Genomic DNA, 22,628 nt, shown 5'->3' with positions numbered 1-22,628 from the left:
AGCCAAAGAGGCGGCGGACAGAGCTGAGTCAGAAAATAAAGCGAAGAAAGCCAAAGATGCGGCCGAAAAAGCTAAAGCCGAAGCGACTGCTGCGCGTGCCAAGGCGGTTGCCGAAGCCGCTAAAAAAGCAGAAATAGCAAAGAAGGCTGCCGCTTTATTAAAAGCCAATGCCGCTAATGCAGCCAATGAAATAGCTAAATATAAGGCGTTGATTCAACAGAAAGTAACTAGAAATTGGGTGCTGCCGTCTGATAAACATGGTAGTTGTAGCATTAGAGTGCGGATGTCAGCCACAGGTGCTGTTATTTATGCCAGTGCATCTTGTACGGGTGACGTTATTTTTAACCAGTCTGCTGAAAATGCGGTGCGTAAATCATCACCTTTGCCTGTGCCTAGCGATAGGGCTTTGGCTTTAAAGGAATTTAGGTCGATAACTTTTAATATCCATCGGTAAATTAACACGTAGGGCGGATTCGCGATAGCAATCCGCCCTAAATGTTATGGTTTACTCATTTTTGTCACTTTTGCAACTTGAAAAAGAGACTACCCCCCGTCTATAGCTCAAGTTGCGCCTGTCTAAGGAACGCGCACGAAATAACTTGAGCAAGTTCATGCTTCGACAGGCTCAGCACGAACGGTNNTTCCGATTGCCAATGATTGCGCCTACGCAGAATCTGCACAGCAGCGGATTCTTGTTCAATCAGCACATATTCCTGTAAAGAAGGCAGGTTAATGTATTGGATAAGCTTGGTGGTCAAGTCATGTTTTTTGGTGGATTTTGATAATACTTCAACAATGATCACCGGCGCTTTGCTGAAATAGTCATCGCCAGAAGGCTGGCTGCAATCTACCACAACATCAGGGTAGAAGTAATTTTGTCCGGCTTTAACTTTGGTATCCGCTGCAAAAGCCTCGCATGGCTTACCTTTTAGGTGATTTCCAAACTCACTCAAAACGTTACCGGTTATGCGCGCGTGATTGTTGCTTGCGCCACCCATTGCATAAACACGGCCATCAATATATTCCCGTTTAACGTCAGAATTCAGTTCACTGTTCAAGTAATCTGTTTCGGTCATGTAACCGCTGTCAGTGTCTGGTTTAGTGTGTAAGGCCATTGTCGTGTTCTCCCGTTAATTAGTTGTTGAGATTGTACAACGTTTAATTGTATGTATTCACCTCCCCCTTTGAAAAAGGGGGATTGAGGGGGATTTATTTAAAAAATCTCCCCTAACCCCTCTTTTTCAAAGAGGGGGACTGAATGATTACGTTTAATTTAGATGTAGGGCAGGTTTTACGTTAGGTTAAACGCTAAGCTCAAAAAAGTCACAAACTGACAATTATTTGTATTCCTACCTAGTAATTTTTCTAAGCTGATCTACATTTAGCCTAACTGTTTTAACAACTGACTAACTACCCATTAAGCCGATGAAAAATACTTCTAGCCGCCAGTCCAAAGTTAATAAAAAATCAGCAATATCTTCTTTGCGCTTGGCGTTAGAAAGTAGGTTGTTGTTTGATGGCGCTATTATGGCGACCGCTAATGATGTTGCCCAGCTGAATGCTGAGCAAAAAGAGACGTCTACTGACACGTCACAACACAGTGATTTCGACTTTAAATCATTGGGTCTTGATATATCCCCTCTTGCATTCAACCCTAGTGCCGAAGAGGTCGCCGCATTTGATAAGCTTGTTGCGTCGACCAGTGCATCAGTAACCGCTAATTCTGCTGTTTCTACTTTGGTAATTGTTGATTCACGGTCTGCCGAAGGCCGGGCGTTAATAGAGACTCCCCCGCTGGGTAGTCGTGTTGTGTTATTGGACGGTAGCCAAGAGGGTTTTCAGCAAGTAGCTAACCAATTGGGTGGCTGGCATGAAATTAGCCAGTTGCATATTGTACCGGCAGTAGTTGACGGTGTACCTATGCTGGGTGGCACTGCGTTAAATGCAATAGGCACGCAATCGGTTGCTAATGTATTGGCGGATTGGGGCGATGGTCTGGCGGATAATGCCCACGTTGTGTTTCATGGTGAGCATATAGCCGCTGAAAGTTCGGTGTTGTTACAGGTGGATGTAATGACCGGTGCGCAAAGCAGTTGGGTGCGTGATGTGACGATTGCTGACCAGCCAGCTAACACCACAGTTGTGTTTATTGATACCAGTGTAAGCAACCCCGCCGCTATTGTGGCGGCAACACCGGCCAATGCTGAGATTGTTTACTTGTATGACAGCCAAGACGGCGTTAGTCAGATGGCTGATTATTTGCAAGGCCGTACCGGTATTGACAGTATTCAAATTGTCAGCCACGGTGGTGATGGCAAGCTGTTTTTGGGCAATTCAACCGTGAGCAGTGATAATTTATCGGTTTATGCAGACAAGCTGGCACAAATTGGTCAGTCTTTGACGGTTAACGGCGATATTTTATTGTATGGCTGTGATGTGGCGCAAACCTGGGTGGGTCAGCAATTTGTTAGTTCGATTGCTGATTTAACGGGGGCTGATGTTGCGGCTTCTACGGATACTACCGGCGCTGCTGATTTGGGCGGCAATTGGGTATTAGAAGATCAAGTTGGTGTAATTAATACCCTTGTTGTTACTGCACCCGCTTGGCATGACACGTTAGCTCCAACAAACTCCGGTGCATGGACAGTCAGTGGCAGTACCGCCAGCAATGTCACGGCGGGAATTACCACTACCATTAGCTTTGTATCGAACAGTGCAAATTCTTCTTTTACAGGGTTGACAGGCACCGGCTCGGCCTTCAACACCATCCCCGTCTTCAGTAACAGCGCCGATGGCGATCCATCCTTGTCATTTGTGTTTAACTGGGATACATCACCAGAACCAACAACTGCACTGCCTATGACGCAAGCCGCAACTGATAGTGGTACAGGCACTGTTACTATCAACTTTTCGCGCCCAGTCACAAACCCAATAATTAACCTTGACCGTTTCGGTGGCTTCGCTGCCTTTACGCTTACTGATACACTTACCGGCGCGATAATAGAGCAAGATTCACGTTCTAATTCTTCGTTATGGACACTAATCACACCCGGTGCTACGCTTACTAAAGTGACTGGAGTAAATCATTTAGAAGTAACTAGCACCACAATCCAGCGTACGCCTAGCGAACTTGTTTCAACGGCCTATGTCAGTGAGTCTGGTATCAATAGTTTTACTAACACAGCAGCCGGTTCTATAAGGGTTAATGGCACTTTTACGACGATTTCTTTCCAGTTATCCGGCGTAGGTGCTGAGGGTGGGGGGGCTGATGGTATCGAGATAGGTGTTATCCACGATCAAACCCCCATCATCGATTTGAATTCTACGGGTGCGATAGCTGATATAGCCCGCGATTTTTCTGCGACTTATATAAAAGGGACTGCACCGGTAAAAGTGGCTGATATTGATGCCGATGTGTTTGATGGTGGTGAAAATGATCTTACCACTTTAACCATCAAAACAGGGGGTGTTGTAGATGCGGGCGCTGAAGTTACCAGCATTGGGGGCATCAGTTTCCCACTTAATACAAGCTCAACCCAAACCGTTACTGTCGGGGCAACGACCTTCTCAGTCGCCCTGGATGCAGGGACAGGTGAATTTACCATTACGAAACAGGGGGGGGGCATCACACCGCAGGCTGATCTTGATTTGCTCGTCCGTAGTATTACCTACAATAACACCAGTAATACACTGACAGCTGGCGATCGTACTTTAACTTTCCAGCTTGTAGATTCGACCGGTCAGCCGTCTAATCCGGCTATCTCAACAATTCATGTGCCGATAAATAATGCGCCAGTTAACACCTTGCCTGCCACTGCTTACAGTACAGCAGAAGATACTATTCTCAATTTAACGGGGCTTTCCATAACGGATGTTGATGCGGGTACGGGTATAGTTACCGTTACATTGGCAGTGGATAATGGCACGTTAACCTCCGCCGGTAATGCCAGTGTTGCCGTTACTGGATCAGGTACGTCATCAATGACGTTATCCGGTACGGTGGCTAATATCAATGCAGTCCTGGCCAGTGCCACGGCTTCTATCCGTCCGCAATTTGTACCAACACCGGATTTTAATGGTGCAGTTACGCTGACCATGACTACCGATGATGGCGGCAACACCGGTACAGGTGGGCCATTACAAGATATTGACACCAAGACCATCACCGTGACTGCCGTTGCCGATATTTTGGCAAATGCCATCACAACCAATGAAGACACGCAAGTCATCATTCCGGTGTTGGTAAACGATTCTTTTGAAAATCCTGTCCATACGATTACGGCAATTGCCGGAACGCCAGTTATTGCAGGTGATACGGTTACTGTTCCTAACGGAAAAGCTAAACTTGAAGCGGATGGCACTATCACCTTTATGCCAGATGCAGATGTAAGCGGATCATCAGTATTTTCTTATACAGTTACATCCGGTGGTGTCAACGAAACCGCCAACGCAACGGTTACCATTACCGCCGTGCCTGATGCTCCGCGCGTTGATTTGGATACCACCACAACGGGTACAGATTATGCAACAAGCTATCGGCTTACTCAGTCAGCTGTTGTAATTGGCAATTTGGTATCGGTCACTGACCCTGACACCGCCAATCTCAACACCATGACGGTCACCATCAGCGACCATGTGGCCGGTGACACGCTCAAAGTAGTGGGTACTTTGCCAGTCGGACTGATATTGACGGCTTATAATCCAGCCACAGGTACGCTTACCATAACGAGTAGCAGCCCACAGGCGAATTATCAGGCCGCATTGGATCTGATTCACTTTAGCACTACCGCGCTTGATGACGGTAATCGTAGTATCGCTGTTTCAGTGGTATCCACGGCAGCGCCTACCGCTTCCAATGTGGCGGTTACAACTGTGGCTGTGTTGCCACAAATAGCTTTCGATGATTCATACACAGTACAACCCGCTAAGACGGTCAATATAGATCCGAAAACCAATGACTTCAATCCTGGTGCAGGCACTTTGGTTATAACAACTATTGTTGATCCAGCCCAGCCTGGTACATCTATTCCACTCGTGGCAGGTACGCCTGTCACATTGGCTTCTGGCACTACCGTAACACTAAAAAATGATGGCACGTTGGATGTGAAGATGGGGCCTGGGTCTAATGATACTGAGACGTTTGATTATCTGGTTTCAGATGGGCTAGGAAATATCGATACTGCCACAGTGACACTGAATCGTGATACCGATGGTGATGGCATTAAGAACATTATCGATATCGATAACGACAACGACGGCATTCTGGATACAGTGGAAGAACGGCCAGGTAAGTTTGACATTGCGGATTTCTCTGGCTGGACTGCTGGCTCACTGACGGGCACCGCCCCAATGCCAAATGGAGGCACAGTTGCAATCAATACTGCGTTTAGTTATTCGCCCGGTGCTTACGTTTCTTTCGCTGGATACCCCGTGGGGACAACGGCTCCTGAACTTGCTACCTTTGTGGGTCAGTCTGAATTCAACGCGGCTTTTCCTGATGGGCTTTTAGGGCCAACATCTGGATTGACTATTTTTACAGGAACTGCTGCGGCAAGTCCTGTAGAGCACCAAATTTCTCTGGATTTTACCAACACAACTGCCGGAGTGGCCAATGAATATACTGTTTTTGGCGTTTCGGGAATCTACCCTGACTGGCTCACAGTCTATGATGCCAAGGTAACTATCACCGCTATTAAGGCTGATGGAACCCTCGAAACAAATTATACAGGTTGGGACGCAGTGAACCCTGATGCTGGATACGGCGGCGTTGATGCCAACGGAGCAATTCTAGACACCGCTCTGGAATCAGCAACCGCAACGCCAACAGGATTTGTACTCGACCCCGCAAACATTGCGACCTATACGGGAAATCAAGATTTGGTGCCTGTTCTCATCAAATTGCCAGCCGGTTCGGCCTATAAAACGATCATCATCACACGCGAGAAACTCGGTACTGGTGCAGACACTGAGTATATGACCTTGTATCTCGGTGAGCACACATTACCGCCTGATTCGGACGGCGATGGCCTTATTGATGCACTTGACATCGACAGCGACAACGACGGCATCACCGATAACGTAGAAGCACAAACCACAGTGGATTACATAGCGCCATCCGGTATGCCAAGTGCCGGTTTTATTGATGTTAATCAGGATGGTCTGGACGATAATTACGATAAAACTTCAGCAGCGGGTATTACAGCGGGCGCAACTGGCGTTGGTTTAACACCCGTCAACACGGATAACGCCGACAAAGTTGATTACCTTGATACCAACAGCGACAATGACACGCTGACTGACGCGCAAGAAAATGGCTTTGGCCTTCCTGTGCAAACCGGGCTTTCTACTGCCGCAACCGATGCAGACGGCGATGGCCTGTTTGATGTGTTTGAATCTGGCAGCAGCACGGATGGTTTTGATGTCAATGACCAAAATCTTGATGTGACCGACACCAACTTCACTCTGCCAAAAGACGTGAGCCTTTTGGCCGATGGCAGCAATGCCATGCCACTGGCGAAAGACCTATTGTTCCGCGACCTTAACATTCCACCGGTTGCCGTGAATGATGGCCCGATTGTTACGCAAACAGGCGTGGTCAAAAATATCAATGTGCTCGCCAATGACCGCGATGTGGATCTTGACCCACTCAGTGTGACAGCTATTTATGACCCAGCCGCACCGCTGGTAGCTATTCCACTTGTCATAGGAACGCCAGTCACGTTTGCCTCAGGTACAACGGTGACGCTGAAGGCTGATGGCACGTTTGATGTTCTACAAACAGGCGTAGTCCCAGACACCGAAACGTTCAAATATGCAATTTCAGACAGTGCGGGCGGCTCAGCCACGGCCACAGTAACACTTACCCTTGATACCGATAGTGATGGCGTAGCTAACATGACCGATATTGACGATGACAACGACGGGGTTCTGGATGGTGTTGAGTTCAATCGTGCAGAGGTACAAGATTTTCTAGTCGGAAGTGACAATGCAGGGCACTTATATAAAATTTCCGATGTGCTCGGAACGCCAACGGTGACCCTACTGTCAACGACCCCCATAGCATTGGGTGATATCGGTTACCGCAATGATGGCCGCCTCTATGGTACGGATTATTCAACAGATGCTATGCGCTGGTATGAAATTAATCCTTCGACGGGTGCCATGACGCTTATCAACACATTCTATGGCGATATAAGGCCGGCTTCGGTGGCTTTCTATGGCGACTTTGCCTACGTAGGCGCAGGCTCATCCTCACCCTCCTCCAATATCTACCGCGTCGATCCAGATACCGGTTCGTTTACGCTGTGGCACCATTTTGGTTCTGGAGGTTCCGCAGGCGATACTCTGTTTATCAATGATAAAGCCTATACGTCTTGGTATGTTGGTGGCGCAGTCCATCTGTACGAAATTACGATAGATGCCAATAACGACTATGTTAGCCACATTGATTTGGGGGTAGTGAGTAATACATCCTTGGGCTTGGGTGCCGATATCAACGGCAACATCTTCAGCATCGCAGGTGGAGGCGCTAGCAATATTTCCCAAATTACATTTACGTCAGGCGTACCTAACTCGGTCAGTGAAACCCTGATTCCTGGGCTGACATGGACAGGCAATATGGGATGGGGGCTTACGGGCCGATTTGAGGGTGGCTTAGCTGGCCTTGATACCGATAGCGACAACGACGGCATCGTTGATCGCCTTGACATCGACAAAGACAACGACGGCATCACCGACAACGTAGAGGCACAAACCACTAAGGGCTATATTGCGCCATCCGGTATGCCAGGGGCAGGTTTTATTGATGTCAATCAGGATGGTCTGGACGACAATTACGATAACACCACGGCAGTGGGTATTGCAGCGGGCGCAACTGGCGTTGGTTTAACACCTGTTAACACTGACGGCACCGATAATCCTGATTACCTGGATTTAGACAGTGATAACGACCTAGCACCTGACGTTGCAGAACGGGGCGATACTCAACCCATAACAGCGGTTGGCGTAACAGCCGATACTGATAAAGATGGCTTGCTGGATATTTTTGAAGCCGGTAGTGTCAGTGATGGCTATGATGTCAACGACCAGAACCTTGATGTTACCAACACCAATTTTAATCTGGCCAAAGCGACGCTACTGAATGCCGATGGTAGCAATGCCATTCCAATTATTAAAGACCTTGCGTTCCGTGGCATCAATAACCCGCCAGTAGCAGTTGATGATAACTTCACTACCAAAGAAGATACCTCAGTTATCCTCCTAAACCTGGTGGGTAACGATACCGATTTTGATGAAGATGTACTGAGCGTTAAATCCATTAACGGCACTGACCTTATACCTAACACTGCCCAAACCATAACCGTGCCGAACGGTACTGTTACAGTTGATGTGGCAGGGGTTATCACTTTTAATCCGACCGCTAACTACAACGGGCCTGCTAGTTTTGATTACGTCGTACAAGATGGTTTAGGCGGCGTAGACACTGGCACGATCAATATCACTATCGCCCCCGTTAACGATGCACCCGCAGGTGCAGACAAGACTATTACCACGCTTGAAGATACCGCCCATACCTTCACAGCCGCTGATTTTGGCTTTACCGATCTGCTTGATGCACCGACACCTAACAGCTTTAAGTCTGTCATTATTACTACACTGCCAACATCGGGTACATTGACGCTGCTGGGCGCACCCGTGGGGACAATGGATGAAATCAGTGCGGCTGATATTCCTAATTTGATCTGGACACCAGACCTTAACAGCAACGGCGTAGGTCTTGCTTCATTTAACTTCCAGGTTGTAGACAACGGTGGCACAGCCAATAGCGGCCAAGACACCGACCAAAGCGCCAATACCATTACGATTGATGTAACGCCGGTCAACGACCGCCCAACCCTTGTGGCTCCGGCCTCAATCAATGTCACCGAAGATGTCGCCTCAGTGATTAGCGGCCTAGTCTTCTCAGATGTGGATGCCGGTACGGCTAGTGTGCTTGCAACATTGGCTGTGCCAGTGGGGTCGCTGTCAGCGGCATCAGGTAATGGCGTTACTGTGGGTGGCACAGCCACCAGCCTGACCCTAACCGGTACATTGGCGGACATCAACGCCTTTATTGCTGCATCGAAAGTAACGTATACGACAGCCCTCAATGCTGTTGCCGATGTCACACTGACAGCCACCATTAACGACCAAGGCAACACAGGGCTAGATCCGAATACGTCGGGGACTGCTACCAATGAAGAAAGTTCTACAACCGTAACGCTTGTTGTTACTTCGGTAAATGATGCACCGGCGGGTACAGACAAGACTGTCACCACCCTTGAGGACACCGCTTACCACCTCACTGTCGCTGATTTTGGTTTCACCGATCCTAACGATACACCGGCTAACAGCTTCACCTCGGTTATTATTACTACCTTGCCCGCTAACGGTACGTTGAGCTTGGCCAATGTAGCCGTGACAGCAGGGCAGTTGGTCAGCGTGGCTGACATTTCTAATCTGGTTTGGACACCCGATCTTAACGCCAATGGGGCAGGGCTTGCTTCTTTTACCTTTAAGGTCGTTGATGATGGCGGTACAGCTTCAGGCGGTCAAGATACCGACCAAAGCGCCAATACCATCACCTTTGATGTCACACCGGTGGACGATGCACCCGTCGAAGTCGTCCCCTTGGCGCAGAACACCGGCATTAATACACCGATCAGCATTCCAGGTCTTTCAGTTTCCGATGTCGATGCGAATGGCAGCACGGAGACGGTCACCCTGTCCGTCGGTCATGGCACGTTAACACTGGGATCGATTGCCGGATTGAGCTTTGCGACCGGTGACGGCACTGCTGATGGCACCATGACCTTTACGGGGACGCTCGCCGATATCAATACAGCAATAGCCAGTGTCACCTACACCCCCGCTAACAATTTCTATGGCTTTGATACACTGACCTTCACCACCAACGACAACGGCAATACCGGTGTAGGTGGACCTTTATCCATCACCGAGACAGTCGACCTGACCGTTTTTCCGCCACCTATTGCCAATGACGACAGCTTTATAACCAGCGAAGACCTGCCGGTTACGATTATGGTAGTGGGCAACGACAGTGATCCTGCCGCATTACCCTTTAAGGTGACAGAAGTCAATAACACCCCAATCACAACAGGAACGCCTGGAGTGCCTGTAACCGGTGGTGTGGTTACGCTTGATGCCTCTGGCAATTTGGTGTTTACACCCAACCTTGATTACAACGGCTCGCCCTCATTCACCTATACCATTGCTGATGCCTATGCGTCTGCAACAGCAACCGTCACCGGCCTGGTAACACCGGTTAATGATGCCCCTGTCAATACAGTGCCAGCCACGTATGAGGCTGTGGTGGGCACACCCATGCCGATTACCGGCGTTTCAATTGCAGATATTGATGCAGGAACGGCGGATGTCAAAGTAACCCTGGGTGTTGAAAAAGGCACACTTGCGTTGTTAGCCAACGTGCCAGGTGGCCTGATTGCTGCACAAATTACCGGTAACGGCACAGATACCATTGAAATCACCGCACCGCTTTCGGTTATCAATACAACGCTGGCCGCCAGCAATGGCCTGTTGTTCACCCCGTTAGCGAACGCATTCGGCCTCGCCTCATTTGCCGTAATCACCAACGATTTGGGTAACACCGGCACAGGGGGGGAGCTGTCTGATCTTGATACAGCGCTGATTAATATCGACCGCTTGCCGATAGCCGTGGATGACAGCTTTACAACGGATGAAGATACGCTGGTTGTTATTCCGGTAAAAAACAACGACAGTGATCCTGATGGCGATACGCTGACTATCACCAAAATTGGCACTACCGCGATTGTTGTTGGCACACCGGTTGCGGTGACCAATGGATCGGTTACGCTGAATGCGGATGGCACCCTGAGCTTTACACCCGCGCCTAATTACAGCGGCTCAGTGAGCTTTACTTACACCATCAGTGATGGTCATGGTGGCCTTGCCACGGCCAACGTCACCGGCACAATTATTGCCGTCAATGATCCACCGGTTGCCGTCAACGACGTTAATGTTGTGGTCGAAGATATCCCAACAACCGGTAATGTAATACTCCCAAATGACACCGATATTGATAGCCTGGCGCTCAATGTAACCCAGTTCACTATCGCAGGTGATACGACAATTTACAGTGCAGATGCCACGGCGACTATCCCCAATGTTGGCACACTGCAAATCAAGGCCGATGGCAGCTATACCTTCACGCCAGCCCTAGATTACAACGGCCCCGTACCTGTTGCAACCTACACCATCACTGATAATAACGGTGGTAATGCAAGTGCAACCCTGACTTTAGGGCCAGTATCGCCAGTTAACGATGCGCCTGTAGCCCAAAATGACACCGGCACAACACCGGAAGACACAAGCCTTACTGTACCTGCTCTCACAGGTTTGTTAGCAAACGACAGTGATGTGGACGGCCCTGCTTTGGCCGTTACCACTTTCACGGTTAATGGTATTGTTGCGCCATTTACAGCCGGTGCTACCGCGACCATCCCTAACGTAGGTACGTTAAAAATCAACAGTGATGGCGCTTACACGTTTACGCCCGTGGCCGATTATTACGGCTCCGTGCCGCTGGTGACTTATATAGTCTCCGATGGTGCTGAAGAAACCAGCGCGACACTTGCCCTTACTGTCACACCGGTCAACGATCCACCGATACTCGATCTTGATGGCGCTGTAGCAGGCAGTGGTTTTGTCGCCACCTTTACCGAAAACGGGGCAGGTGTATCCCTTTCAGCACCGAGTGCGTTGGTAACCGATGTTGACGACACCGTAATGGAATCAGCCACTATTGTGCTGACCAATGCACAGCTGGGCGATATGCTGGTGGCGGGCACATTGCCAGCCGGTATTACGGCTTCAGCCTATAACCCAACAACAGGCACTATTACGCTATCGGGCACTGCAACCAAAGCCGATTATGCGGCGGCAATCAATGCGATTACCTTTGTTGCGACAAACGACATGCCAAGTACCGTCGATCGCCTGATTGATGTGACTGTGAGCGATGGTGACAACAATTCCAACACCGCCACGACGACTGTTCATGTTATTGCTGTTGATGATGCGCCGGTCAATAACCTGCCAGCGGTGTTCACCATGGCCGCTGGTGGCACTGTCAACTTGTCCGGCATCTCGTTGAGCGACCCTGATGCGGGCTCAGGTGTCATGACAGTTATCTTCTCCACTAAAATCAATAATGTGGGTGTTGGTTCATTGCACTTGGACACCACTGTCCCTGGTGGTATAACAGCGGCACAAGTAACAGGTAACGGTACCTCGTCCATTACGATTAACGCTTCGTTAGCTGAAATCAACGCCACATTGGCATCTGCACACGGGCTGGATTTTAATGCCCCTGTCGGTCTGACACCGGTGTCATTTGTTATGTCTTCCAATGACAATGGCAATGCCGGTATTAACGGCCCGAAAACCGACTTTGATGTCCGTACTATCATGTTGACCCCGCCACCTGTCGCTACTAACGACAGTGCGACAACCAATGAAGAGACATCGGTAAGCATTAGTGTTCTAACCAATGACTTGTTGGGTGGTTCTGGCAGCGGTAGCCTGACTATTACTGACGTGGGTGGCCTGCCGATTGTGGCGGGCGGCGCTCCGGTTCCGGTGGCTAATGGCACTGTTACGCTGGGTCTGGACGGAAAATTGACTTTCCAACCAGCACCTGACTTTAACGGCCAGGCAACGTTCAGTTACACCATTGACAACGGCGAAAACGGCACAGCAACCGGTGTCGTGCTGGTTAATGTTACGCCTGTTAATGATGCACCCGCAGGTACCGACAGCACCATTACCACGCTTGAAGATAATGCACATAGCTTCACAGCGGCTGATTTTGGCTTTACCGACCCGATTGATGCACCGACACCCAACAGCTTCCAGTCTGTCATTATTACCACATTGCCAACCAACGGTACGCTGAGTTTGGCAAATGTAGCGGTGACAGCAGGGCAGGCGGTGAGTGTAACCGACATTGCCAATTTGATCTGGACACCTGATCTTAACAGTAATGGTAACGGACTTACCTCCTTTACCTTCCAGGTGGTTGACGACGGCGGCATGTTATTAGGCAATAAAGATACTGACCTTAGCCCCAACACGATTAGCTTGAATGTCACACCGGTTAATGATGATCCTGTGTTATCGCTAGATCCCAACAACTCAGGGGGCGGTGCTAACGACAATGGCTATGCTTTCCCTTACATTGAAAATTCTATACCGATTACCGTGGTAGATACCGATGCAATCTTCAATGACGTGGGTGAAGGTGATCTGATCACGCTGAACATTGTTGTAGCGGATGTTATTAGCAACACAGAAGAAAGCATAACGATTGCTGGACATGTGTTTGCGCTAAACCAAACGGTTAGTACAGCTGTTAACGCTACGATTGGCGGTACTACAGTAGCGATGACTTTCAATGCCGGTACACAAACATTTACTATTGTTAATGCTGTATCTGGTGTTGTTCTACCTCCGTCTGATCTTGGCGCACTCATTCAGGGGATGCGTTATGAACATACCGGTGAAACGCCTACAGCGGGTGATCGTACTTTAACCTTTACGGTAACTGATAGCAGCAACGCAACCAGTGTACCTGTGGTTTCTAAAGTGACTGTTGTTCCGGTTAATGATACGCCGGTTGTTGCTATAAAACCGGTGATAAAAGCCCGTGATATTGTCGTTGTCGATATGTCAGTGCCCAATATTGAGAAGCTGTTGAACTCTATTCCAGCCGGTGCGAAAGTTATAAAGATTAATGTGGGCGAGCATGGCGTTGCAAAATTGGCCAATGCGCTGGCGGGTTTAACCGGCATTAACTCCATTCATTTCCTGGCACATGGTGAAGTGACTGCGGGTAATAATGGTCAAGGTTTAGGCAACATTGAAGGATCGTTTAATCTGGGGGTTGATGTATTAAATAGCACCTCGATTTCAGGTGTCTACGCCCAAGATCTAGCCAAAATTGGCGCGGTTTTAAGTGAAACAGGCGACATTCTGGTTTACGGGTGTAATTTTGGCCAGGATGCCGAAGCTGTTGATGCGTTGGCTGCTGTAACGGGCGCGGATGTGGCTGCCTCTATCGATAATACCGGGGCTGCTACTTTAGGTGGTGACTGGAAATTAGAAAATACTACCGGTGTTATTGAAGCTAAATCCATAAGTGCAACGAAGTGGAATGGCCTTTTAGCACCCAATAGAGCGCCAGTAGCACCGGATAGCTTGGTTTTAGCGCCCACAGAATTTGGTACAGGCCTTTTTGGTGCACCTATAGTCACTGCGGCAGGCGGTAATGTATTGCAGGCACATCCAGGCGACACTGCACTTTATAGCAATATAGGTACTTATGACGGCATTGCTGTAGATATGAAAATAACCTACCAATCCACTACTGCAACGGCAGGTTATGTAGAGTTTGGTAACAATATTGATGTCGCGCGTATCAGATTACAAGGCGCTACTGGTGCTGCCACTACACCGGCTACTCATACAATGCTGGTAGAGTTTTTTGTTTCTGGTACTAATACGCCCACCGCATTTTCTGGACCTTTAAATTTTAGTGACATCGATTGGATTGGTCATGCTACATCTGGTTCAGTGTCATCAACTACTGTTTCAGAAGCGATTACATTACCGACCAATATTTTAACAAACGTTTTAAAAACGCCAACCACTACGTTACAACAAACGACATCAGGCGGTAATACCACGTTCTCCGGTACAGTAGATGATGCCTTATACGAAGGTAATACCGGTGTAGCAGGTAGTGGTGATAAAAAAGATTTGGCATTTGGAACCGTTATTGAAAATGTGCAGTCCTTTGTAATGGTATTGCGTAATGGCGGCACGAACACGACGTTTACTATTGATGCGAAAGACACCAATTTTATTCCAGGGTCTACCTATGCCTCTGTTGATACTGGTTCAACGGATGAAGCGACACCGCTTGTGGTTTCAGCACCTGGATTGTTATCTAATGATACCGATGCGGACGGCGATACCTTAATTATATCGCAGGTACAAGGCTCTAACGCGAATGTGGCTGTGCCTGTCACATTGCCGTCTGGTGCAATTGTAACGGTTAATGCGAACGGTTCTTATACATACAATCCAAACGGTGCTTTTAATTCCCTCAATGCAGGCCAAACAGCGACTGACCAATTTGTCTATCAAATTTCGGATGGCAACGGTGGCTTCGATTTAGGTACGGCAACTATTACCATTAATGGCATTACTAATGTAGTTGTTATCGATACTGACAGTGATGGTATTGCCAATGTTATTGATATTGATGACGACAACGACGGAATAGTCGATCTTACAGAAATGCCACTGGACTACTCCGGCCTAATAGCCCGCTGGACCTCCAATAATGGCGATGGTGGCGTTGGTGGGCACTTAAATGCCGGTGGCATTGATGCTGCATTCGTCCAAAACGTATCTGCCGTAACCCCAGGGGCTGGTATCACCGTTGCGACCGATCCGGCCAATGAAGCCATCACCATGAACGGCCTGAATTCTGCGACACTTGCTGATGCACGGATCAACAACGACTACTACGACTTGAGTTTTGAAACTCTGAATGATTACGGCGACCTGTCATCACTAGCACTGGGCATCATCAGCAACACTGCCAAATTTGGCTATACCATTACCATCGAGGTTTCATCTGATAATTTCGCTACACCAGGATCGACACTGATTTCAACCTATACATTGCCACAAGATGGCGGTGGCGGTTACATTTGGAATCAATTTCCATCTGATTTTGGTTTTGTGTTTCAACCCAACACAGCATATACCGTCAGAACATTTGTCTATGCAAACCCAGTAGGCAACGGGGGGAGTGCCAACATAAACGACTTGCATTTGTTTTATAACAACCGTGGCAATATTGATACGGATAACGATGGTCTGATTAACTCACTGGATATTGACAGTGACAACGATGGTATAACCGATAACATAGAAGCGCAAACCACAGCTGGTTATATAGCTCCCTCTGGTATTGGTGCATTAATGGGAGATGCTGACAACGATGGCCTTGACGATGTCTATGATGCCGATGACGCAAGCATATTGGTCGCTGCCAGTATTGGCTTAAATCCAGTTAACACCGATGCTAGCGCAACCACATCAGATACTACACCTGACTATTTAGACACCGACAGCGACAACGATACTGTATTAGACGTAGCAGAACGTGGTGATACACAACCTACAACAGCGGTTGGCGTAACAGCTGACACCGATCAAGACGGTTTGCTGGATATTTTTGAAGCGGGTACGGTTAGCGATGGTTTTGATGTTAATGACAGCAACCTGGATGTGTCCGGTAACTTCACATTGGCCGATACGGACAATGATACCGCCGCCAATGGAACAGGGGCTATCGCTTTAACAGCGGATCTGGATTATCGGGATAACATTACAGCCGTTACTCCACTTGATACTGATAGTGATGGTATAGCTGACAGCACCGATATTGATGATGACAATGATGGCATATTGGATACGGTCGAAGATGTAGGTGCTTCGGTGGGTAACGCCCAAGGTGGAACTGGTGCGTTCATAAGTGTATTACACTGGGTTGAATGGACAAACACAAATTGGACTGACGGCATTGACGTGGGCGATAAGCAGGTGGTAACGCTCTCAGATGGTTCTGTCATTACCCTCACGGTAACAGCTGCATCGGCATCAGCCAGTGATACATATTCGCCCTCATCTCTGGCAACGTGGCCTGGTGCAAGGCTACAGAACCTTTATGGCACGGGTAGCAACATGTCGCTTTACGACAATACGTTGGATACAACCCCTGAATCCGTCACGTTTGCCATATCAGCTGTTGATGTCAATGGTAAGCCTTTCAATGTTGACATAGCCTGGTCTGATGCTGAAACTTCAGACAATGGTGAGACTAATGCCGCTACGACAGATGGTTCTGCTTGGCAGCAGATTGAGACGGACGGTACAGTTAATGTAATCGGAGTTGGTACGCAAACCGTTACATTAAAAGATACTAACCTCGGTTTGGGTGTCTATCGGTCTGACGGTGTCAGTCAATTGATATTGAATACAACCAGCCGCACCGATGGGGCGACTGGGTTTCAAGGTTTTGCGTTCGCCATAGTACGCCCAACTGATACGGATGGGGATGGTGTCTCCAATAGTCTTGATCTAGACAGCGACAACGACGGCATCACAGACAACGTAGAAGCGCAAGCCACAGCAGGTTATATTGCGCCTTTAGGCACATTTAACGCCCAAGGTCTCGATAATGCCTACGTAGCCACCACGGGTTTAACTCCAGTTAATACCGACGGCACGGATGCTGTCGACTATCTGGATGCCGACAGCGACAACGATACTGTATTAGACGTAGCAGAACGCGGTGATACACAACCCACAACAGCGATTGGCGTAACAACTGACACCGATCACGACGGTTTGCTGGATATATTTGAAGCCAGCACGGTTAACGATGGTTTTGATGTTAATGACCAAAACTTAATTGGCGCTGCGTTTAATCTGGCTGATACCGATACCGATAAGGCCGGTGCGGTACCGATGTCTAAAGATTTGGATTATCGTGATGTTCCCGCTGCAAATGCTAACCCCGCAGCGCTAAATGATAATTACACTACCTCTAAGGACAGTATAGGTATTATCTTGACACCGCTGGCCTTGGATACCGACATCGATGCAAGTGATACCCTCAGTATTACCAGCATTAATGGTCAAGCCATGCCAATATTGGGTACGGCAAAAATTATTACTGTAGCCAATGGTACAGTGAATGTTGATACCGCAGGTGTCATTACTTTTATCCCAGCCGCAGGTTTTACGGGTACGGTAAGTTTCCCCTATGTTATTAATGATGGTAAAGGCGGCACAGCCACAGCCAATGAAGTCATTAATGTTATTCTGGATACTGACAGTGATGGTATAGCCAACAACATAGATATAGACGACGACAACGACGGCATTTTAGATACAGTGGAAGGGCCTGCGCGGGTATCGGTTGGTGGGCAATTAGAATATTTCCATAATGCCAATGGCGGTACATCAACTGTTGGTACTACTTCCAGTTTTGGTAGTGCGCCAAACATTGGCGATATTATCGCCAATCCAGGCAGTAGTTTACTGGGCGCTGGCTTAACGGCAATCACAGGGAACAATAACTCAGAATGGGAATATGACCTGGAAGGCGCTAATGCAGCAGACTTGGCGACCGCCATCAGTAACAACGACTATGTTGAAGTAACCTTTACTACGGCAGCGGGTGCGATTGCCCATATTAACAACATGTTCCACCATCTGACTCCGCAAATAGATGGCGGTAGCAATTTGGGTAATTACAAAGTTGCTGCTTACATTTCTAGCGATAGCTTTACGACATCAAGTGTCTTGTACGATCCTTACCAAATCGTACCTACCACCAACGTAGCGGGAACTTTTACGGCACAGACCGCACCGAGCATTTATGACAACAGCCTAACTCCGTCTACCAGCTATACGATTCGTTTCTATCTGTATGATTCACAGAATGCGAATGGAGCAGCAACTTTTAACGACCAATTTATACAGTTTACTGCGGATTCGTCTTCAGCAGACTTTGATAATGATGGTTTAATTAACGCTCTGGACATTGATTCTGACAACGACGGTATAACCGATAACGTAGAAGCGCAAACAACCGCAGCTTATAAAGCACCGTCTGGTATGGGCGTGGCTTTTGTTGATGCTAACAAAGACGGTTTAGACGATACCTATGGGGTAGGTTTAACACCGGTTAATACCGATGCCAGTGCCACTAACTCAGATACTACACCGGATTATTTAGACGGTGACAGTGATGGTGATGCTATTCCCGACAGCACCGAACGTACAGGCACGGCCGTTACCAATACGAGTACAGTTGATACAGACCAAGATGGTTTGTTGGATAAGTTTGAAGGAACAAGCACCACGGATGGTTTTAATGTTAACGATGAAAACTTAAACGGGACAACGTTTAATTTAGCCGATAGCGACAGTGATACAGCGACGGATGGGGCAGGGGCTGTGCCGTTAACGGCGGATTTGGATTATCGAGATAACGTTGCACCTGTCAACAATACAGCGCCAATCAATACCTTACCTGGGTTGGTAAATGGTGATGTGGCCTATACAACGGCATTTAATACCGATGTGGCTTTAACAGGCTTATCCATTGCAGATACTGATGCCGCCAGTGGCGTAATAACGGTAACCCTCAATGTAGCGACCGGTATGTTAACAGCCAGCAGTACCGGCACGGTTACCGCTAGCGGCACAGGCACGAATACAGTAGTTCTAACAGGTACTTTAAGCCATATTAATACCTATCTGGCCAACAGTGCTAACGCACCTGTGTATACACCAGTAGTGGGAGCATCCGGTAATATTGTCTTTACCATGACGACCGATGACGCTGGCAACACAGGGACAGATCCCGGTTTAACCGGCACACCCACATCAGAAGCGGATATTGATACCCGTGTAATTACTGTACAGGCGGCTAATCTTCCACCTGTTCCAACTGTTGACAGTTATAACACCGGCGTTAATGAACCCGTAGAGTTAACAAACATTTCGTTTGCTGATCCAGATGCGCTAGCCAGCGATGTTAGAGTTACTTTATCTGTTGATGCGGGTACACTAAATCTACTGGACAATTTACCACTGGGTTTAACACCGGCACAAATTACCGGTAATGGCACAGGTACAATCATTATCACCGCGCCATTGTCAGTCATTAATGACACGCTTGCAGCGGCTGGCGGCTTAATGTATACGCCGGTGCTCAATAGTGATCTTGACCATGTATTGACAGCTACAATAAACGATTTGGGTGGTGTAACCGGTGTGCAATTAACGGCAGTGACTGCCGCTGATATTATTGTCACTAACAAAGAACCGCTGGCGGTTGCTGATACAGCAATGGCCATTGAAGCGGGAGCCCTGATTACCGGTAATGTCATGACCGATGCTTTAACCGGTGATGACAAAGGCGATCTTACAACAATTATTACAGCTGCAAATCAAGGTGGCACATCAATTACTATCGGTATGGCTTTCACGACCAGTAATGGCGGTATCTTGTTGTTAAAAACCGATGGCAGTTACGATTACACACCGCCGCCACAAGGCAAGGTTCCCGTTGCAGGCTTAACCGAAGTCTTTAATTACACCATTACCGATGTTAACGGTGATACGTCTTCAGCCACATTGACAATAGACGTTAGTAATGTCAATGCTGCACCAGTAGGAGCCGATAAGACGGTGACTATCAACGAAGATAGCACTTACACCGTAACAGGAGCCGACTTTGGCTTTAGTGATCCTTTGGATACACCGGCTAACCTGTTCTTGAATGTTATTATTGACAGTCTGCCAGCCCCTACACAAGGTGTATACCTGCTTAATGGCGCTCCAATTGCTGTGGGGGAAGTTATTAGCGTAGCCGATATTACGGCGGGTAAACTGGTTTTTGATCCAGCTGATAATCTCAATGGCACAGGCCTTGGCGCATTAGGTTTTAAAGTACAAGATGATGGCGGTGCAACTAACGGAGGGATTGATACTAGCGCGCTTGTTAAGGTATTGAACTTTGACATCACGCCTGTTAATGATGCCCCGATAGGCGCTGATAAAACAGTGGCTATCAACGAAGATGCTAACTATACCCTAACGGTGGCAGACTTTGGTTTTAGTGATCCGCTGGATACACCGGCTAACCTGTTCCTGAATGTCGTTATTGGCAGTCTGCCAGTGTCTACAGAAGGCGTTTACCTGCTAAATGGCACTCCAGTTGCTGTAGGTGATATCATCGGCGTAGCTGACATTATTGCTGGTAAATTGGTCTTTGATCCAGCTGATAACGTCAACGGCACAGGCCTTGGCGCATTAGGCTTTAAAGTGCAAGATGACGGCGGTGTAGCCAATAGTGGTGTTGATATTGATACCACAGCCAATGTCTTGAACTTCAATATTACACCGGTAAACGATGCACCGGTGGATCTGGATGAAAGCAGCAGCGTCATCGAAGACCAAACACTGACCGTACCGGCAGCAACCGGCTTGTTGGCCAACAGCACTGATGTAGATGGCCTGATTCCAACGGTGACTGACTTCACCGTCAACGGTACGACTTACCCTGTGACAGTTGGGGCACCCGGTGTCGCAACATTGGCGGGCGTAGGTGTATTGACCATCAATACCGATGGCAGCTACAGCTTCGCACCAGCACCTGATTATGACGGTACTATTCCACCCGTTAACTACACTATTAACGATAACAGTGGCTTGCCAAATGCCACCAATACATCAACACTGACACTGGTCATGGTGCCTGTAAACGATGCGCCCGTGGATCTGAATGAAAGCAATGTTGTTACCGAAGACCAAACCCTGGTTGTGCCAGCGGCAACTGGTCTATTGGTTAATAGCACTGATGTTGATGGGCTGATTCCAACAGTGACTGATTTCACAGTGAACGGTATCACTTATCAAGTAATACCTGGCGTACCGAGTGTGGCTACTTTGGCGAGTGGTGACTTGACTATCAATAGCGATGGCGGCTACAGCTTTAAACCAACCACCAATTACAACGGCATTGTTCCTGTTGTCACCTACACGATTAACGACAACAGTGGCTTGCCAAACGCAACCGATACCTCAACGCTGACGCTCATCATGGCGGTGGTAAATGATGCACCGATAGATGGCGATGAAGTTAATGGTGTCACCGAAGACCAAACATTAATTGTACCGAAAGCCACTGGATTGTTAGCCAATTCAACTGATATAGATGGTCTTTTACCAAGCGTCACTGATTTTACAGTGAATGGTACGACTTACCCTGTAAGCGCTGGAGTACCGGGTGTTGCAACATTGCCAGGCGTAGGCGTACTGATTATTAACAGTGACGGCAGCTACAGCTTTGCCCCCGTCCCTGATTATGCTGGTGCAATTCCACCAGTTACTTACAGCATTAATGACAACAGCGGCCTGCCAAACGCAATTGATATCTCAACATTGACGCTGGCTATGGTGTCCGTGAATGATGCACCGGTTGGCACGGACAAAACAATCATTATCAATGAAGACACTAACTATACCGTAACGACGGCCGACTTTGGTTTTAGTGATCCGCTGGATACACCGGCTAACCTGTTCCTAAATATTGTTATTGGCAGTATGCCAGTGTCTACAGAAGGCGTTTACCTGCTAAATGGCGCTCCGGTTGCTGTAGGTGATGTCATCAGCGTAGCTGACATTATTGCTGGCAAACTAATTTTTGATCCAGCTGATAACGTCAACGGCACAGGCCTGGGTGCATTAGGCTTTAAAGTACAAGATGATGGCGGTACAGCTAATAGTGCTGTTGATATTGATACCACAGCCAATGTCTTGAACTTCAATATTACACCGGTAAACGATGCGCCGGTGGATCTGGATGACAGCAACAGCGTCACCGAAGACCAAACCCTGGTTGTACCGGCCGCCACCGGCCTGTTGGCCAACACCAC

3 protein-coding genes are annotated in these 22,628 nt (G+C 48.1%); 2 read left to right on the top strand and 1 reads right to left on the bottom strand.

Annotation, left to right across the window (positions count from 1 at the left end; all coding sequences use genetic code 11):
- Positions 1-454 (top strand): cell envelope integrity protein TolA (gene tolA / locus CRENPOLYSF2_RS14980; protein WP_087144759.1); only part of this gene is annotated, 454 nt, incomplete at its 5' end.
- A gap of 100 nt (positions 455-554) precedes the next feature.
- Here the strand turns inward: tolA and CRENPOLYSF2_RS14975 are convergent.
- Positions 555-1,076: a Uma2 family endonuclease gene (locus tag CRENPOLYSF2_RS14975; protein WP_473206032.1), complete on the bottom strand. Its 522-nt coding sequence runs from the start codon at positions 1,074-1,076 to the stop codon at positions 555-557.
- 349 nt (positions 1,077-1,425) lie between these two features.
- Between CRENPOLYSF2_RS14975 and CRENPOLYSF2_RS14970 the strand changes: the two genes are divergently transcribed.
- A partial coding sequence (locus CRENPOLYSF2_RS14970) for a tandem-95 repeat protein (RefSeq protein WP_087144757.1) occupies positions 1,426-22,628 on the top strand: 21,203 nt, incomplete at its 3' end.

It is taken from the genome of Crenothrix polyspora, from assembly GCF_900163755.1.
Taxonomy (GTDB): Bacteria; Pseudomonadota; Gammaproteobacteria; order Methylococcales; family Methylomonadaceae; genus Crenothrix; species Crenothrix polyspora.
Note: the sequence above shows the minus strand (reverse complement) of the source record. Positions and strands in the feature narration are given on the sequence as shown.